We start from the raw sequence: 15,652 nt of genomic DNA, 5'->3' as shown, positions 1-15,652 counted from the left end.
AAATGAAGGACATACTTATAGGCATTTTATATACTATCAGTATTATTGCTTGCTTGCCGAATCAAAAACAGGTCAATAAAACATTATGGACTGTGGCATGGAGTCCAAGTGGAGAATATATAGCTACAGGTGGTAATCAGGACAACCTTAAAATATACGAAGCGAAGACCTTTAAACTCATAAAAACTTACCCGGTAAGGGGTGTTACCATAAGCCGAATAAAATGGCACCCTACTAAGAATATTTTAGCTATTGTAACTCAAAGTAAAACGGTTAAGGCTAGAATGCTTGATTTTGAAAAAGATACATGGATAGATTTACAAGGTTTAGAATCTGGTTTCCGAGGATTGGATTGGAATTATAAAGGCGATATGCTTGCTGTTTCTGAGCTTGAAAGAAACGTGTCAATATTTAATCTTGAAGGAAAACGAATTAGTAGATTTATGGCCGACCCAAAGGGTGTTGCAGGGTTAGATTGGCACCCATTTAAAAATATTCTAACAACAGTAGGTGCACAAATAGGAATTTATAACTATTTGGGAGATATCATTAAAGTATTTGAACCAAGAGCGAAAGAAACATTTTTACTTAGTGTAGAATGGCATAAATCTGGAAATTTTTTTGCTGTTGGAGACTATGGGGATCTTGAAAAAGCGGATAATAAATTGGTGCAGTTTTGGAATATTGAAGGAGAGAAATTAAATGAAATTTCAGGAAGTTTAGGAGAGTACAGGAATATACGTTGGAACGGTGCCGGAAGTACATTAGCCACAGCAAGTGATGCTTTAAGAATTTGGACTAAAAAAGGGGAACTGTTAGCAGAATCAAAATCTTCAGAAGATTATTTATGGGGTATAGATTGGAGTCCAGATGGCAAGTTTATTATTACCTCAAGTAGTAAAGGCAAAATAGTAATTTGGGACTCGAATGCTAATAAAATTAAAGAACTGGACTATTAGTTTTGAAAAACAACTGTAGATTGACCTTTACCTACTGTCAACTCAATCCGTCTGCCCAAAATCATAGCGCGATTGTCCTTTTCGTGCCCGGCAGGCATATTAAATGCTATAGGAAAACTATAATCGGATAAAGCATCTAAAATAAGTTGTTCTATGGAAGTACCCCAAAGTGTGGTGTTTTTTCTAAGTTTGGTCATATCGCCAACAATAACACCTTTGCAGTTTTCAAAATAGCCAGCACGTTTTAAACTTTGTAACATACGGTCTATATGATATTTATATTCGCCAATTTCTTCAATAAACAGAATTTTACCAGAAGTATCAATACTTGTTTTAGAGCCTAGCATGGTATGTAACATCGTTAAATTACCACCAACAATTGGGGCAGACGCGTTCCCAGTTTTATTGTATTTAGAACCTGTTAAAGTATAGTTTAAAGACTTTCCAAAAATGGCATCTTTAAATGTTGAAAGTGTCTCTTTAATCGTTCCAAAATCGTCTTGTAAGCTCGTGCACATCATAGCATGAATAGATTGTATATCTTGGTTATGAACTTGATTATGAAGTGCCGTAATATCAGAATAACCAATAAGCCATTTTGGGTTTTGTTTAAATTTGGTGTAATCTAATTTATCTAAAATTCTAACAGTTCCGTAACCACCACGGGCACACCAGATAGCACTTATTTTGGGATTATCTAAAGCATTTTGAAAATCTTCACAACGTTCATCATCCGTTCCGGCAAAATGATTGGCCTGACTAAATACATGTTTGCCTACGATGGCATGTAATCCCCAACTTTTTAAAAGCCTCTTGGCTTGTTCCACTTCTTTAGTTCGGTTTTTTAGAACTCCCGAAGGCGCCACTATGGCAACTGTATCTCCTGCTTTTAAGTATGGTGGTTGTATCAATATATTTGTTTTTGGTGATGCCGCATTTTGAGCTGAAAGGTGTTTTTTCCCAAAGAAAAAAACAATACAACATAATACAGTAAATAATGAGATTTTTGACATAATGTAAATGTACATTTTTTTTCTAAATCGTAGTCTAATTGATTACTTTTGTGGCTTTAGAAAACTAAACGTCATTACGAGGATTGAAATAGCTTGCATTGAGTACTTCGACTTCGCTTAGTATAAGCTAAAAAGTCGAAGTGTGGTAATCTTTCCAAATTTAACAGATTGCCACAATTTTTTATCAAAAATTTCGCAATGACACTATAATTGAAATTTCATCATGAACAAACCAAAACGATATACAATTACCACAGCACTTCCTTATACAAATGGACCTATTCATATTGGACATTTGGCAGGGGTTTATGTTCCGGCAGATATATATGCGCGTTATTTACGATTAACAGGAAACGACGTTATATTAATTGGGGGAAGTGATGAACATGGCGTGCCCATTACGATTAAAGCAAAAAATGAAGGGGTCACACCACAAGATGTTGTAGATAAATACCATGCGATTATTAAAAAATCGTTTAAAGATTTTGGGATTACTTTTGATAATTATTCACGCACTTCAGCCGAGGTTCACCATAAAACAGCTTCAGAATTTTTTACGACTTTAAATGATAAAGGTGAGTTTATTGAAGAAGTGACAGAGCAATTATATGATGCCGAAGCAAATCAGTTTTTAGCAGATCGATTTGTGGTGGGGACTTGCCCTAAATGTGGAAATGAAGAAAGCTATGGTGACCAATGTGAAAACTGTGGAACAAGCCATAATGCTACCGATTTAATAAATCCGAAGTCAGCTTTAACAGGAAATACGCCTACTTTAAAACAAACAAAACACTGGTTTTTACCATTAGATAAGCATGAAGCTTTTTTAAAAGAATGGATTCTTGAAGGGCATAAAAAAGATTGGAAACCTAATGTTTATGGGCAATGTAAATCTTGGATTGATGATGGCTTACGTCCACGTGCCGTAACCAGAGATTTAGATTGGGGAATTCCTGTGCCTGCAGAAGGTGGTGAAGGGAAAGTGCTTTATGTTTGGTTTGATGCCCCGATAGGTTATATATCATCTACCATAGAATGGGCAGAACGAGAAGGAAAGGATTGGGAGCCGTATTGGAAAGATCAAGATACTAAATTGGTTCATTTTATTGGAAAAGATAATATTGTATTTCATTGTATCATTTTTCCAGCTATGTTAAAAGCCGAAGGTTCTTATATTTTACCAGAAAATGTGCCTGCCAATGAGTTTTTAAATTTAGAAGGCAATAAATTGTCAACCTCAAAAAATTGGGCTGTTTGGTTGCCAGAATATTTAAAAGAATTCCCAGGTCAGCAAGATGTATTACGTTACGCTTTAACATCTAATGCCCCAGAGACTAAGGATAACGATTTCACCTGGAAAGATTTTCAAGCGAGAAATAATAATGAGTTAGTAGCCATTTTCGGGAACTTCATTAATCGTGTTGTGGTACTAACGAATAAGTATTATGATGGCGTGACGCCTACTGCTAATGCATTATCTCAAGTAGATGAAGAAACATTAGCCGCAGTAAAAGCCTATCCCGATGTGATTTCTAGCTCTATTGAACGCTACCGTTTTAGAGAAGCACAACAAGAACTTATGAATTTAGCGCGACTGGGTAATAAGTACTTAGCAGATGAAGAACCTTGGAAAGTGATTAAAGTAGATGAGGTACGTACACAAACCATTATGTATGTAGCACTTCAAATAGCATCGGCATTAGCTACGTTGTGTGAACCATTTTTGCCATTTACTTCTGAAAAATTAAAAAAGATTCTTCGTTTCACTCTGAATGACAAAAAAGATGATGAGGGTCATGCTGAGCTTGTCGAAGCATCTCATTGGAACGAAGTAAGTACCAAAGAAGTATTACTTCCATCTGGTCACCAAATAGGGAAAGCTGAATTGTTGTTCTCTAAAATCGAAGACGCAACCATACAAGCACAACTTGATAAATTAGAAGCTAGTAAAAAAGCAAACGACATAGCTAATGCTGTTGTAGAACCACAAAAAGACACCATTACATTTGACGATTTCACTAAGTTGGATATCCGTGTTGGGACTATTTTGGAAGCTGAAAAAATGCCAAAAACTAAAAAATTATTAGTTTTAAAAGTCGATACAGGTATTGATGTACGAACCATAGTTTCGGGCATTGCCGAAAGTTTTACGCCTGAAGAAGTGGTAGGGAAACGCGTAACCGTTTTAGTGAATCTAGCACCGAGGGCGTTAAGAGGCGTTGAAAGTGAAGGAATGATTTTAATGACGGAGACACCTGAAGGGAAGTTGGTATTTGTGAATCCGGATGATACAGCTGTAACAAACGGGTTGCAGATAAGTTAGTTTATGAATAGAAACATCATTAGGCAAATTGTAGATATTCAAGCACAAGCTGAACGTTTAATAAAAACACAAGCTGATATGGTTGAAATTGGACAATTCGCTCAATATAATGATGAAATCAAAGAGTACTTAATATCTAATATTGATGATGGTTTTATTTTGAAATATGTTCGAGAAATTCCTGATTTGAATATTGAAGAGGTCGAAACTAAAACAGGTCTTATAGCTATAATCATAATTTTAATAAGCTCCTTTTTTGGAGGAGTAGCTCTATATAATGAGAAAAGAAGATCGCAGAAAGCATTGAACACTATCCGAGATATTAAAGGTAAATATGCCTCTGCAGAATTTATGCTTAAAAATTATTTCGCTGGTTAAATTTACTTGCTTAATTTAATCTTAATATTATTTTAGGAATTAAAGAATTATTTAACTTTACATAAAAAGAAATATCATGTTATCAAAAACCATAGAAGAAGCATTAAATAATCAAATAAGAATTGAAGCTGAGTCTTCACAGATTTATTTAGCTATGGCGTGTTGGGCCGAGGTAAAAGGTCTGGAGGGAGTGTCTAATTTCATGTATGCGCAATCTGATGAAGAGCGCGAACACATGCTAAAATTGGTGAAATTCGTCAACGAACGAGGAGGTCATGCAAAAATTTCTCAGTTGGCAGCACCAAACGTTACATTCAAGTCTTTCAAAGAAATGTTTGAGAAATTATTTGAGCATGAAGTATATGTGTCTCAAAGTATTAATGAATTAGTACATATTAGTCTTCAGGAAAAAGATTATGCGACACATAATTTTTTACAATGGTATGTTGCTGAACAAATAGAAGAAGAAGCGGTGGCTCGTACCATTCTTGATAAAATTAATATGATTGGAGACGACAAAGGAGGCCTGTATTTATTTGATAGAGATATTGAAAATTTAACAGTAACAACAGCAGCGACCAATACACCACAGTAATTTTAACAATTATCTTTATTTAGATTTAATAAAAATAACTATTTTTGCCGAGTTATCTAAATTTTAGATTCTGTTTTGGGTAAAAAGAAGAAGAAAAAAGCTATAAAAAAATTACAAGAGATAGGTATTATTACTACCGATAAGGTGAAAACCAGTTGTTGTAAAAAATTTAAAAAAGGTGAGAATAAGCGTTGTAAAAAATGCCCTTGTTTCGATTTGCTTAAAAAAGTGGCTTAACTTATTTTTTAATTAATTTTTTAATTTCCAGTTTATCATTTTCATTTCTTATCTCTATAAGATAGAGCCCGCTTCTTAACTGTGAAACGTCTATTTTTATAATACTCTTATTAAAAAAGTAAGTGGCAACATTCTTTCCTAGAATATCTATGATTTCAATACGTTTTATTTTAACAGTACCTATAATGAACAGTTGATTGTCTACCGGGTTAGGATGAAACTTAAATATAGAAGCCTTTAAATCATCATTAAGTAAATTAACATTATTTGTTTTTTCCTGACAAAAAGAAGTATTATAAATCAGGAAAATTAAAAGTAAACAAAACAAATTTTTCATAGTATTGATATTTGTTGTTTATATAAGTGGTTTATTGTTAACGGAATATCAGACGATTAATTACATTTATAACTGCCTGAACCCAAATTTTTGAAGCTTCGTTAATAATTTACATCTTTTAAGTTCGTTATTATTTTCTAAGAGATTGTAGCTAACAAGTGACTCATTTAATTAATCGGTGTCTAAATAATAACTGAAAATATTTTCAGAAAAATCACATAAAAAAACATCTGAAGACAAGAGGAATTCGTAAATACTTTAAACATTATTAAATTTTAATTCTATGAAAAACACACTTCTTTTTTTAATTGCAATTAGTTTAATCTCTTGCGGAACATCAAAAACCGTAAGGACTTCAAAGAAAGTAATTAAAGGAAATTGGGTGCTAAACTCAATAACTTATAGTGAAAAAGGAACGTATAATGTTAACTTGCTTAATGACGATTCGAAAGATTGTTTTGAGGGGAGTCTATGGCAATTTGTTCCTAACAATAACACGGGGACTTATAACATTAGTAATGTAGGTTGTTCAAGTGGAGCTCGCAATTTTGTTTTTACAATTCAAGAAATTGATTCACAAACAGGACTTTACGATTTTCTACTTAAGCCAACCAATGAGAAATATAAATCTGATACCAATCAAGGTTTTCGATTAAATTTAACGGCACTGTCTGATGTGGCAATGGAATGGGAACAAACAGTGAGGGTTGATGGTAAGCCTTTTACAATTACAATGAACTTTAATAAACAATAAATAATGAAGACACTTTTAAATAAAATCGGATTAACCTTTTTAGCACTTGTTTTAACTGCGAGTTTAACTAATTGTAAAGCCGTACAAAATGCGAACAACAAACAAAAAGGGGCAGTAATAGGAGCCACTGGAGGTGCTATTTTAGGTGCAATTATTGGCAATAACATAGGTAAAGGCGGTAATGGAGAATTAGGTGCTGTTATTGGTGGCGTTGTTGGAGGAACAGCCGGGGTGCTTATCGGAAATAAAATGGATAAACAGGCTCAAAAAATAGAAGAAGAAATTCCTGGAGCAGAGGTTGAACGTGTAGATGATGGTATTGTAATAACATTTGATGAAGGTAGTGGCGTTTATTTTGATACCAACAAGTATAATATTAATGCAGCTTCTCAAACAACATTAAATAAATTAGTAGGTGTTTTTAAAGAATATCCAGATACTAATATTTTAGTTGTAGGACATACTGATAGTTCAGGTGACGCTAACTATAATATGACTTTATCTAAAAATAGAGCTTATGCAGTTACTGGCTATTTTAAAAATAAAGGGCTTAGCTCAGGAAGGTTTACTACCAATTGGTTTGGAGAAAATCAACCGAAGCATGATAATTCAACCGTGGCAGGTAGAGCAAAGAACCGCCGTGTTAATATCGCTATCTTACCTAATGAAAAAATGGTTAACGAAGCGAAAGCCAAAGCGAATAATTAAAATTATAATTAAACTTGCATAAATCTCGTTTTCAATGTTATTTTTGAAAACGAGATTTTTTTTGAGCTCTTATACTAATTTAACTTTGAAATTGCGCATGAGTAAAATCGAATTATTTTTTGCTTAAACAAGGCGAAAAATATAAGCATAGCAGTAGCTACGGTTCTATTTTTTAACGTAGGGTAAGCAAAAAAGAAACGATTTTATGTGTTATTTCAAAGTTAAATTGGTATTAATTAATTCGAACAAATAGATGATTGATATTTTAAAGTTTATAACTTCCCAAACCCAACTTCCAGAGCAATCTGTAAAAAACACCATTGAATTACTCAATGAAGATTGTACCATTCCGTTTATTTCGCGTTACCGAAAGGAAAGAACAGGCAATTTGGATGAGGTTCAAATAGGTGAGATTGTAAAGTATAAAGAACAATTTGAAGCTTTAGAAAAACGAAAAAAAGCGATTTTAAAAGCTTTAGAAGAGCAAGCTGTTTTAACGCCCGAATTAAAACAAAAAATTGAATCTGCTCAAGATTTAATGACGCTTGAAGACATCTATTTACCATACAAGAAAAGCAGAAAAACGAAGGCAGAAACAGCTCGTAAAAATGGATTGGAACCTTTAGCAAAAATCATCATGAGCCAGAACGCAAATGATGTGGAATCGATTGCGTTTAAATATGTAAAAGGCGATATTAATTCGGTTGAAGCCGCTTTAGAGGGCGCAAGACATATTATTGCAGAATGGGTGAACGAGCGTACCGATGTTAGAAATAATATTCGCTATCAATTAGAACGTTTTGCTATGATTTCCACGAAAGTGGTAAAAACAAAAGTTGATGATGAAGCGGCCCAAAAATTTAGAGACTATTTTGATTGGTCCGAGAGTTTGGGTAGAATCCCGTCACATAGATTATTGGCTATTTTAAGAGCAGAAAACGAAGGCTTTATTCGTGTTAAAATAGAAATTGATAAAGAAAACGCTTTAGATAAAATCGAAAGTAAAATGATTCGTAGTAATAATGAATGTGCAGACCAAATAGAACTAGCCATTAAAGATGCTTACAAGCGTTTGTTGTTGCCATCGTTAAGCAATGAAGCTTTACAAATAGCTAAAGACAAAGCAGACGAATCTGCTATTAATGTGTTTACAAAAAATTTAAAACAGTTATTACTAGGATCGCCATTGGGCGAAAAACGAATATTGGCTATTGACCCCGGGTTTAGAACAGGCTGTAAAGTGGTGTGTTTAGATGCTCAGGGACAATTAAAATATAATGAAACCATTTATCCGCATCCACCAAAAAATGATGCAACGGGTGCCATGAAAAAAATAAGCTCGTTGGCAGATGCTTATAAAATTGAGGCTATTGCTATTGGTAATGGGACAGCATCAAGAGAAACAGAAGCATTAATTAGAAAGATTCATTTTAAAAATGATATTCAGGTTTTTGTAGTAAGTGAAGCGGGAGCAAGTATTTACTCAGCATCCAAAATTGCACGCGAAGAATTCCCGAATTACGATGTTACGGTAAGAGGCTCGGTGTCTATTGGTCGTCGCTTACAAGATCCCTTAGCAGAATTGGTTAAAATTGATGCAAAGTCTATTGGTGTAGGGCAGTATCAACATGATGTAGACCAAACTAAACTTCAAAAATCACTGGATGTTGTCGTAGAACATTGTGTGAATTCAGTTGGTGTAAACATAAATACAGCGAGCAAAAGTTTATTAAGTTATGTATCTGGGATTGGTCCAAAATTAGCAGAAAATATCTTTAATTTCCGTAATGAAAATGGCGTGTTTACATCGCGAAACGATATTAAAAAAGTACCGCGTCTAGGTGGCAAGGCTTTTGAGCAAGGCGCTGCTTTTTTAAGAATTAAAGATGCCAAAAACCCGTTAGACGATTCTGCGGTGCATCCCGAAAGTTATACTGTGATTACTAAAATGGCTAAAGATTTAGGAAAAAGTATTCAGGATCTTATTGGGAATGCAGACCTTCTTAAAAAAATAGATTTAAAAAAGTATTGTACAGAATCTGTTGGATTGTTAACGCTTCAGGACATTATTAAAGAGCTTGAAAAACCGGGGTTAGATATTCGGGAACAAGCAAAAGTATTCACGTTTAATCAAAATATAAAAACGATATCAGATTTAAGAGAAGGTCAATTGCTCCCTGGAATCGTTAATAACATTACCAATTTTGGCTGTTTTGTAGATGTTGGTATTAAAGAAAGTGGCTTGATTCATGTATCAAATCTGTCGGATGCCTTTGTTAAAGACGTTAATGAGCACGTAAGTTTGCATCAACAAATTATAGTAAAAGTGTTAGAGGTTGATATTCCGCGAAAGCGTATTCAATTAAAATTACATAAGTAATACCAATTATAATTATTTATAGCTCAGTTTGTAATGTTATTGATTTCTTTCAGACCTAGTAAGCATGACACATTTATTCTCTGAATTTTCTACAGATGCTGTTTTAAAAGTTGGTAATGAGTCGCTTTTAGAATCGTATAAACAATCTAAGCAAGTAGCATTATTTATGTTTATAAGAACAAAAGATTCAAAAGCAGAAATTATTGTAGATAGTATTCCTTTTACCATCGAGCCTCATAGCGTTTTAGCATTAACTAATATTCAATATTTTCAATTCATTGAGGGAGAAGATTTAATTGTATATCAATTTAACAGAGAATTTTATTGCATTAAGGACCATGATCAGGAAGTAGGTTGTGCAGGATTGCTTTTTTTTGGAAATGAACACTTGCCCCTTATTCATTTAGATGAAAAAGAGCAGGATAAATTTAACACACTTCATGAGGTATTTGTAGATGAGCTAGAGACCAAGGATAACATTCAGGCAGAAATGCTGCGTATGCTTATGGCTAGATTTATTATAAAGAGCACGCGTATACTTAAGGCCAAAGATCATATAGAAGAGAAGACATTCGGTACTACAGATTCTAAAATAGACTTATTAAGAAGCTTTAATGTGTTGGTAGAATCCCATTTTAGACAAGAACACAGCGTAAGTTTTTATGCAGATAAACTTTTTAAATCACCAAAAACCTTATCGAATACATTTGCCAAATTAAATACCAGTCCGTTAAAAATAATTCACGAACGACTTGTTCTTGAATCAAAGCGATTACTCGTTTATACAGACAAAACAGCCAAAGAAATAGCTTTTGAAATTGGCTTTGAAGACGCTTCACATTTAAGCAGATTGTTTAAAAAACATACGTCGTTATCTCCTTCAGATTTTAAAAAACAGCTTAAGTCTGCTTCTTAGGAAAAATTGACAAGTTTTAGGGAAATTCATTCATTTTATAACATCTTGTTGTAACGCACTTTTGTACTGTATAATTTAAACAGTAAAAGTTATGAACTTAAAACACATCTCCATTTTCAATTTAATAACAATATTCGGGCATAATAGAAAAAAAGCACTTAATACCATCAGCCCAAAAACGCATTGCGAGCAAAAACACATTCACGATTTTTATTGTGACGCTGAGAGACCCTATGTAGATGCTAATATTTTGCCTTCAAAGTAGAAAAGGGAAAAATTGACAATCATTAAGGAAGAACTTACATGGTATAACCTTTTATATGGTTGCACCTTTGTACCAGAATTAAAAACAATAAAATTTAAGAATAATAAATATTTAAAAAATTAAAGTTATGAGCACATTTAATGTACCAACAAGAGAAGACGTAAGCGAAAACAATCAAGCTATTTTCGACAATTTAAACAAAGCTTTAGGTTTTGTACCAAACTTATATGCAACCTATGCACACAGTGATACAGCGTTAGAAAACTATTTAAACTTTTCGAATGCAAAAACATCATTAACAGCAAAAGAAAAAGAGGTTGTTAATTTAGCTGTAAGCGAAGTTAATGCTTGTGTTTACTGTTTATCTGCACATACTGCTATTGGAAAAATGAATGGTTTTACAGATGAACAAATCTTTGAATTAAGAGCAGGTCATGCTTCATTCGATTCTAAATTAAACGCTTTAGCACAATTAGCTAAAAACATAACAGAAAACAGAGGAAAAACAGATGAAATTGTTTTGCGAAACTTCTTCAACGAAGGATATACTAAAGGTAATTTAATTGATGCTATTTCTTTAGTAGGAGACAAAACAATTTCTAATTACATACACCAAACAACACAGGTGCCTGTAGATTTTCCAGTGGCACATCCATTAGAATCTGTAACAGCATAATTATTTATAAACTAAAATAACTAAAGAAATGAGTGCAATTATAGAAAATGCTTTGATAGATCTTAAAGGTCTTTTAGGACAAGGACAGTTTTTAGAAGCCATGGATAAATATCTGGCTGACGATGTGGTTTTGCAAGAAGCTAACGGAGTTCCAAAAATAGGAAAAGATGTTTGTATTGCTGCTGAAAAAGAATTGTTAGCTACTGTTGAAGAGTTTATTAGATATGATATTAATAATGTAGCCATATCTGGTAATACATCATACTACGAAGCGATAATGGAATTTAAAACCAATGATGGTCAACATCATAAATTTGAACAAGTAAATAGAACACAGTGGGAAAACGGTAAAATAGTTAATGAACGCTATTACCACGCATAATAAATAACACAAATAATAAAAATTTTTAAAAACAAAAACAATGAAAAAAGTAATTTCAATTTTAGTAATCGCATTAGCATTCACATTAAACACTCATGCACAAGATGCCATGAACAATGTAAAAACAGTATCCTTAGAGCAAACTAAAGGAGAGTTTACCCAAAAAGCATTAACATTAAGTGAAGGATCTTATGTTTTCGAAGTGGCAAACAACCACGCGGCTAAGGAAGTAGGTTTAGTGCTAGTGCCTAAAGGTAAAGATGCCAGTAAACCAGAAAACCATATTAAAACAGCATATGTAACGGCAGTTGTTAAAGAAGGTAAGGTTGAAAAAACGAATGTTACTAAGTTAACAAAAGGAGAATACGTTTATTTCTGTCCGTTAAATCCAACACCGCAATACACGCTTACAGTTAAGTAAGTGAGTCAGTTAAGTAAGTAGTTTTTGATTAATTAGTAGTAAAAGAAGGTTGCCTATTTAGGTAACCTTTTTTGTGTTTATAAAAATTTTAACATTTAAAATTTGGATTTACTAGACGAGTGGTCATATTTTTGCATCGAATTTTAATTTATGCTTAAAACTGTTAAACATGATGCCAAAGCGAATTTCCTTTTAGAGAAGGGAATAGAGATCCTGTGGAGTAAAGGATACAATGGCACGAGTGTTAATGATATAGTAAAGGCGGCCGATGTACCTAAAGGTTCTTTTTATTTTTATTTCGAGTCTAAAGAAGATTTTACAATAAAGGCTATAGAAAAGTATTTTAATGCGCATTTTGCGCCTTCAAAAGACATATTAGAAGATAAATCTATAGCGCCAAAACAACGACTTTTAGATTTTTATGAATTTAGAGCGCGTATGTTAAAAGATGAGATGGGCTGTAAACTAGGTTGTATGGCTTGTAACCTTGCAAGTGAAATGGCAGAGCATAATGAGAAGATAAGAACTGCTATTTTGGTAAAAGAACAAGTTGTTTTATCATTAATTACTGGGGTTATTCAAGAAGCTCAAGAATTAGGAGAAATAAAGAAAACTATGAAAGCAGAAGTTATTGCTGCTTTTATTGAGGATGCAGGAAAAGGGTCTATGATTAGTATGAAAGAAATGAAAAGTGCGGTACCTATTGATAATTTTATGACGATGGTTAAAGAGATCCTTTTGTAACAATTTTTTTTAACCATACTAATAGTTGACCAGTCATCTATTAAAAATATAAATTTTTTGTCCTTGTTATCGATTTATAAAACGTCTTATAAATAAACATTAATTATTAACCATATCGGTTAGGTATATTTAAAGTATAGTTGACCGGTCAATTTTTTAAAACCACTAAAATGAATGCAATTAAAAAGGCTAGAAATGCCGCTAATGCTTTTGCGAAAAGTTGGGCCAACTTCGTAATAAAATTTAAATGGCCAGTATTAATAGCTTCTTTTGTATTAGCTCTGGGATTAGGTTCTCAGGGAAATATGGAGTTTGATGGAGACTACCATGTCTTCTTCAGTAAATCGAATCCAGAATTGGAAGCCTTTGATGCGTTACAGGAAAAGTATACCAAAGATGATAACGTTATTTTGGTGCTTTCACCATCTAACGGAAACATTTTTACAAAGGAAAATTTAACTGCTATTGAAGATTTAACAGCCGAGTCCTGGAATACACCATACTCCTCCAGAGTTGATGCTATTACTAATTTTCAACACACAAGTGCGCAGGGAGATGATTTATATGTGGATGATTTATCGTATGAATCGGCATTAAAAAATGACTCTGAAATTGCAGTAATTAAAGAAAAAGCACTTAAAGAACCTTTATTGGTTAATAGAATTCTTAATGAAAAAGGGAGTGTAACTGCCATTAATATTACGGTAAGGTTACCTGGTGTAGATAGCTCAAAAGAAATTCCGGAAGTCACTCTTTTTGTTAGAAGTATGATTGAAGATTTTAAAGAAAAACATCCTAACTTTGAAGTTCATACCTCTGGGTTAGTACCATTAAATACGGCGTTTTTTGAATCTTCCATGGCCGATATGGCCTTAACGATGTTGATGCTAATTATTGTTATTATAACAACGCTTATATTAACCAGAAGCATTTATAGCACCATAGTAACATTATTTGTGGTAGTATTTTCTATAGTAAGTGCTGTTGGATTTGTTGGTTTAATGGGCATTAAGTTAACCCCACCCTCAGCAGTTTTTCCAACAATGATTTTAACACTCGCGGTGGCAGATAGTATTCATATCTTAATTACAATGCTCCAAAAAATGCGTCATGACGGATTAAGTAAAACGGATGCTTTAGTAGAGTCCATGCGTTTAAATTTCATGCCGGTATTCATAACAAGTTTAACAACCGTTATTGGTTTTTTAACCATGAATTTTGGTGATGTGCCTCCGTTTTGGGATTTAGGAAATATTACTGCTTTTGGTATGACCATGGCTTTCTTATTCTCAACAACATTGCTGCCCGCTTTCATGGCCATTTTACCTTTAAAAGTAAAAGTTAGAAAAGAACAGCAAAAAGTTCGCAAAAATTGGTATTCAAGTTTTGGCAATTTCGTTGTTAAGCAACCGGTCAAGCTAACGGTTATTTCGCTTTTAATTATTGGCGGAATGACTTATTTGGCAAATAGAAACACTTTTAATGATGAGTTTATTAATTATTTTGATGAAAGTGTTACGTTTAGAACAGACACAGATTATATAAGTGATAATTTAACCGGCATCTATAATATAGAGTTTTCTGTTGGAAGCGGAGATAGCGGAGGTATTAACAATCCTGACTATTTAAAAAACTTAAATGCTTTCGAAGATTGGTTAAATGAACAACCTGAAGTTATTCACGTGAATGCATTTAGCGAAGTAGCTAGACGTGTTAACCGTTCTATGCATGGCGATGATGAAAGTTTCTATAAAGTGCCTGACAATCGCGAAGAGGCTGCACAATACTTATTACTTTACGAGTTGTCATTGCCTTTTGGTTTAGATCTTAACAATCAAATTAATGTTGATAAATCGGAATCTCGTGTTACTGTCACCTTAAAAAACCTCGATAGCCCGGAAATGATTGCTTTTTCTGAAAAAGCAGAGCAGTGGCTTAGAGACCATACACCTAAGGAAATGCATGCTATAGCAGTAAGCCCTATGCTTATGTTCTCTAAACTTGGGTTTAGACAGGCAGACAGCATGTTTAAAGGAAACATTATTGCCCTTATTTTAATTTCTATAGTACTCATGTTAGCTTTAAGAAACTTTAAACTTGGACTGTTAAGTATTATTCCAAATGTGGCGCCGGTACTTGTTGGTTTTGGAATATGGGCACTTTACAAAGCACAAATAAATACAGGAATGGTGATCGTTTTTGGAATGACCTTAGGAATTATTGTTGACGATACGGTTCACTTTATGAGTAAGTTTTTAAGAGCACAGCGCGAATTAGGTTATGATGCAAAACAAGCCGTAGTCTACGCTTTTGAAACTGTTGGAAGAGCATTAGTAACAACAACCATTGTGTTGATAGCTGGCTTTGCAGTGCTTTCAACTTCATCCTTTGCTTTAAATAGTTATATGGCTAGAATTTCGGTAATCATTATACTATCGGCATTAATAATAGATTTTATACTGCTGCCATCCTTACTGATTTTAACAAGTAAAAAAGAGGTGCAAACGGTTGCAGATAGAACGCCATTAAACAAAATAATACTAGATAAATAATTCAATATTAAT

Annotated in this window: 16 protein-coding genes; 14 read left to right on the top strand and 2 right to left on the bottom strand. The window is 33.4% G+C overall.

What is annotated here, in order from left to right; genetic code table 11:
• Positions 1-2 precede the first annotated feature (2 nt).
• On the top strand, positions 3-959 hold the full coding sequence (locus Q4Q47_RS07360) for a WD40 repeat domain-containing protein (RefSeq protein ID WP_303306005.1): 957 nt from the start codon (positions 3-5) through the stop codon (positions 957-959).
• Here Q4Q47_RS07360 and Q4Q47_RS07355 read toward each other — a convergent pair.
• Positions 956-1,972: a S66 peptidase family protein gene (locus Q4Q47_RS07355; protein ID WP_303306004.1), complete on the bottom strand. Its 1,017-nt coding sequence runs from the start codon at positions 1,970-1,972 to the stop codon at positions 956-958. The two genes, Q4Q47_RS07360 and Q4Q47_RS07355, sit on opposite strands and share 4 nt — an antisense overlap.
• 223 nt (positions 1,973-2,195) lie before the next feature.
• Here Q4Q47_RS07355 and metG point away from each other — a divergent pair, with 223 nt between their 5' ends.
• The 3 genes from metG (at position 2,196) to Q4Q47_RS07340 (ending at position 5,268) form a co-directional block, all read left to right on the top strand.
• Positions 2,196-4,295 (top strand): methionine--tRNA ligase, encoded by a 2,100-nt coding sequence (metG, locus tag Q4Q47_RS07350; protein WP_303306003.1) that lies wholly within the window; start codon positions 2,196-2,198, stop codon positions 4,293-4,295.
• Positions 4,296-4,298: 3 nt separating this feature from the next.
• Positions 4,299-4,673: a hypothetical protein gene (locus Q4Q47_RS07345; protein ID WP_303306002.1), complete on the top strand. Its 375-nt coding sequence runs from the start codon at positions 4,299-4,301 to the stop codon at positions 4,671-4,673.
• Between the two features lie 76 nt (positions 4,674-4,749).
• Positions 4,750-5,268, top strand: a complete 519-nt coding sequence (locus tag Q4Q47_RS07340) for a ferritin (RefSeq protein ID WP_303306001.1) — start codon at positions 4,750-4,752, stop codon at positions 5,266-5,268.
• Positions 5,269-5,506: 238 nt separating this feature from the next.
• Here Q4Q47_RS07340 and Q4Q47_RS07335 read toward each other — a convergent pair whose 3' ends face one another.
• Entirely contained in the window at positions 5,507-5,842 is a 336-nt protein-coding gene (locus tag Q4Q47_RS07335; RefSeq protein WP_303306000.1) for a T9SS type A sorting domain-containing protein, read from the bottom strand.
• Positions 5,843-6,125: 283 nt separating this feature from the next.
• Between Q4Q47_RS07335 and Q4Q47_RS07330 the strand changes: the two genes are divergently transcribed.
• The 10 genes from Q4Q47_RS07330 (at position 6,126) to Q4Q47_RS07285 (ending at position 15,640) form a co-directional block, all read left to right on the top strand.
• Complete coding sequence (locus tag Q4Q47_RS07330) at positions 6,126-6,596, top strand: lipocalin family protein (protein WP_303305999.1); 471 nt, start codon at positions 6,126-6,128, stop codon at positions 6,594-6,596.
• Between the two features lie 3 nt (positions 6,597-6,599).
• Positions 6,600-7,304, top strand: coding sequence for an OmpA family protein (locus Q4Q47_RS07325; protein ID WP_303305998.1), 705 nt, complete (start codon positions 6,600-6,602; stop codon positions 7,302-7,304).
• Between the two features lie 253 nt (positions 7,305-7,557).
• Entirely contained in the window at positions 7,558-9,684 is a 2,127-nt protein-coding gene (locus Q4Q47_RS07320) for a Tex family protein (RefSeq protein ID WP_303305997.1), read from the top strand.
• A gap of 64 nt (positions 9,685-9,748) precedes the next feature.
• A complete protein-coding gene (locus Q4Q47_RS07315; protein ID WP_303305996.1) occupies positions 9,749-10,600 on the top strand; it encodes a helix-turn-helix domain-containing protein in 852 nt (283 codons plus the stop codon).
• Between the two features lie 91 nt (positions 10,601-10,691).
• Positions 10,692-10,865, top strand: a complete 174-nt coding sequence (locus Q4Q47_RS07310; RefSeq protein ID WP_303305995.1) for a hypothetical protein — start codon at positions 10,692-10,694, stop codon at positions 10,863-10,865.
• A 127-nt stretch (positions 10,866-10,992) separates the two neighbouring features.
• Positions 10,993-11,541 carry a carboxymuconolactone decarboxylase family protein gene (locus Q4Q47_RS07305; RefSeq protein WP_303305994.1) on the top strand — a complete coding sequence of 183 codons (549 nt, stop codon included), beginning with the start codon at positions 10,993-10,995 and terminating at the stop codon, positions 11,539-11,541.
• Between the two features lie 28 nt (positions 11,542-11,569).
• Positions 11,570-11,923 carry a nuclear transport factor 2 family protein gene (locus Q4Q47_RS07300; RefSeq protein ID WP_303305993.1) on the top strand — a complete coding sequence of 118 codons (354 nt, stop codon included), beginning with the start codon at positions 11,570-11,572 and terminating at the stop codon, positions 11,921-11,923.
• Positions 11,924-11,963: 40 nt separating this feature from the next.
• The gene (locus Q4Q47_RS07295) at positions 11,964-12,344 is read left to right on the top strand and encodes a cupredoxin domain-containing protein (RefSeq protein ID WP_303305992.1); all 381 of its coding nucleotides are present in this window, start codon (positions 11,964-11,966) and stop codon (positions 12,342-12,344) included.
• Positions 12,345-12,494: 150 nt separating this feature from the next.
• The gene (locus tag Q4Q47_RS07290; protein ID WP_303305991.1) at positions 12,495-13,088 is read left to right on the top strand and encodes a TetR/AcrR family transcriptional regulator; all 594 of its coding nucleotides are present in this window, start codon (positions 12,495-12,497) and stop codon (positions 13,086-13,088) included.
• Between the two features lie 170 nt (positions 13,089-13,258).
• Positions 13,259-15,640, top strand: coding sequence for an efflux RND transporter permease subunit (locus Q4Q47_RS07285; protein ID WP_303305990.1), 2,382 nt, complete (start codon positions 13,259-13,261; stop codon positions 15,638-15,640).
• Positions 15,641-15,652 lie beyond the last annotated feature (12 nt).

Source organism: Flavivirga spongiicola (assembly GCF_030540825.1).
Lineage (GTDB): Bacteria > Bacteroidota > Bacteroidia > Flavobacteriales > Flavobacteriaceae > Flavivirga > Flavivirga spongiicola.
This window is presented reverse-complemented; position numbering and strand designations above follow the sequence as displayed.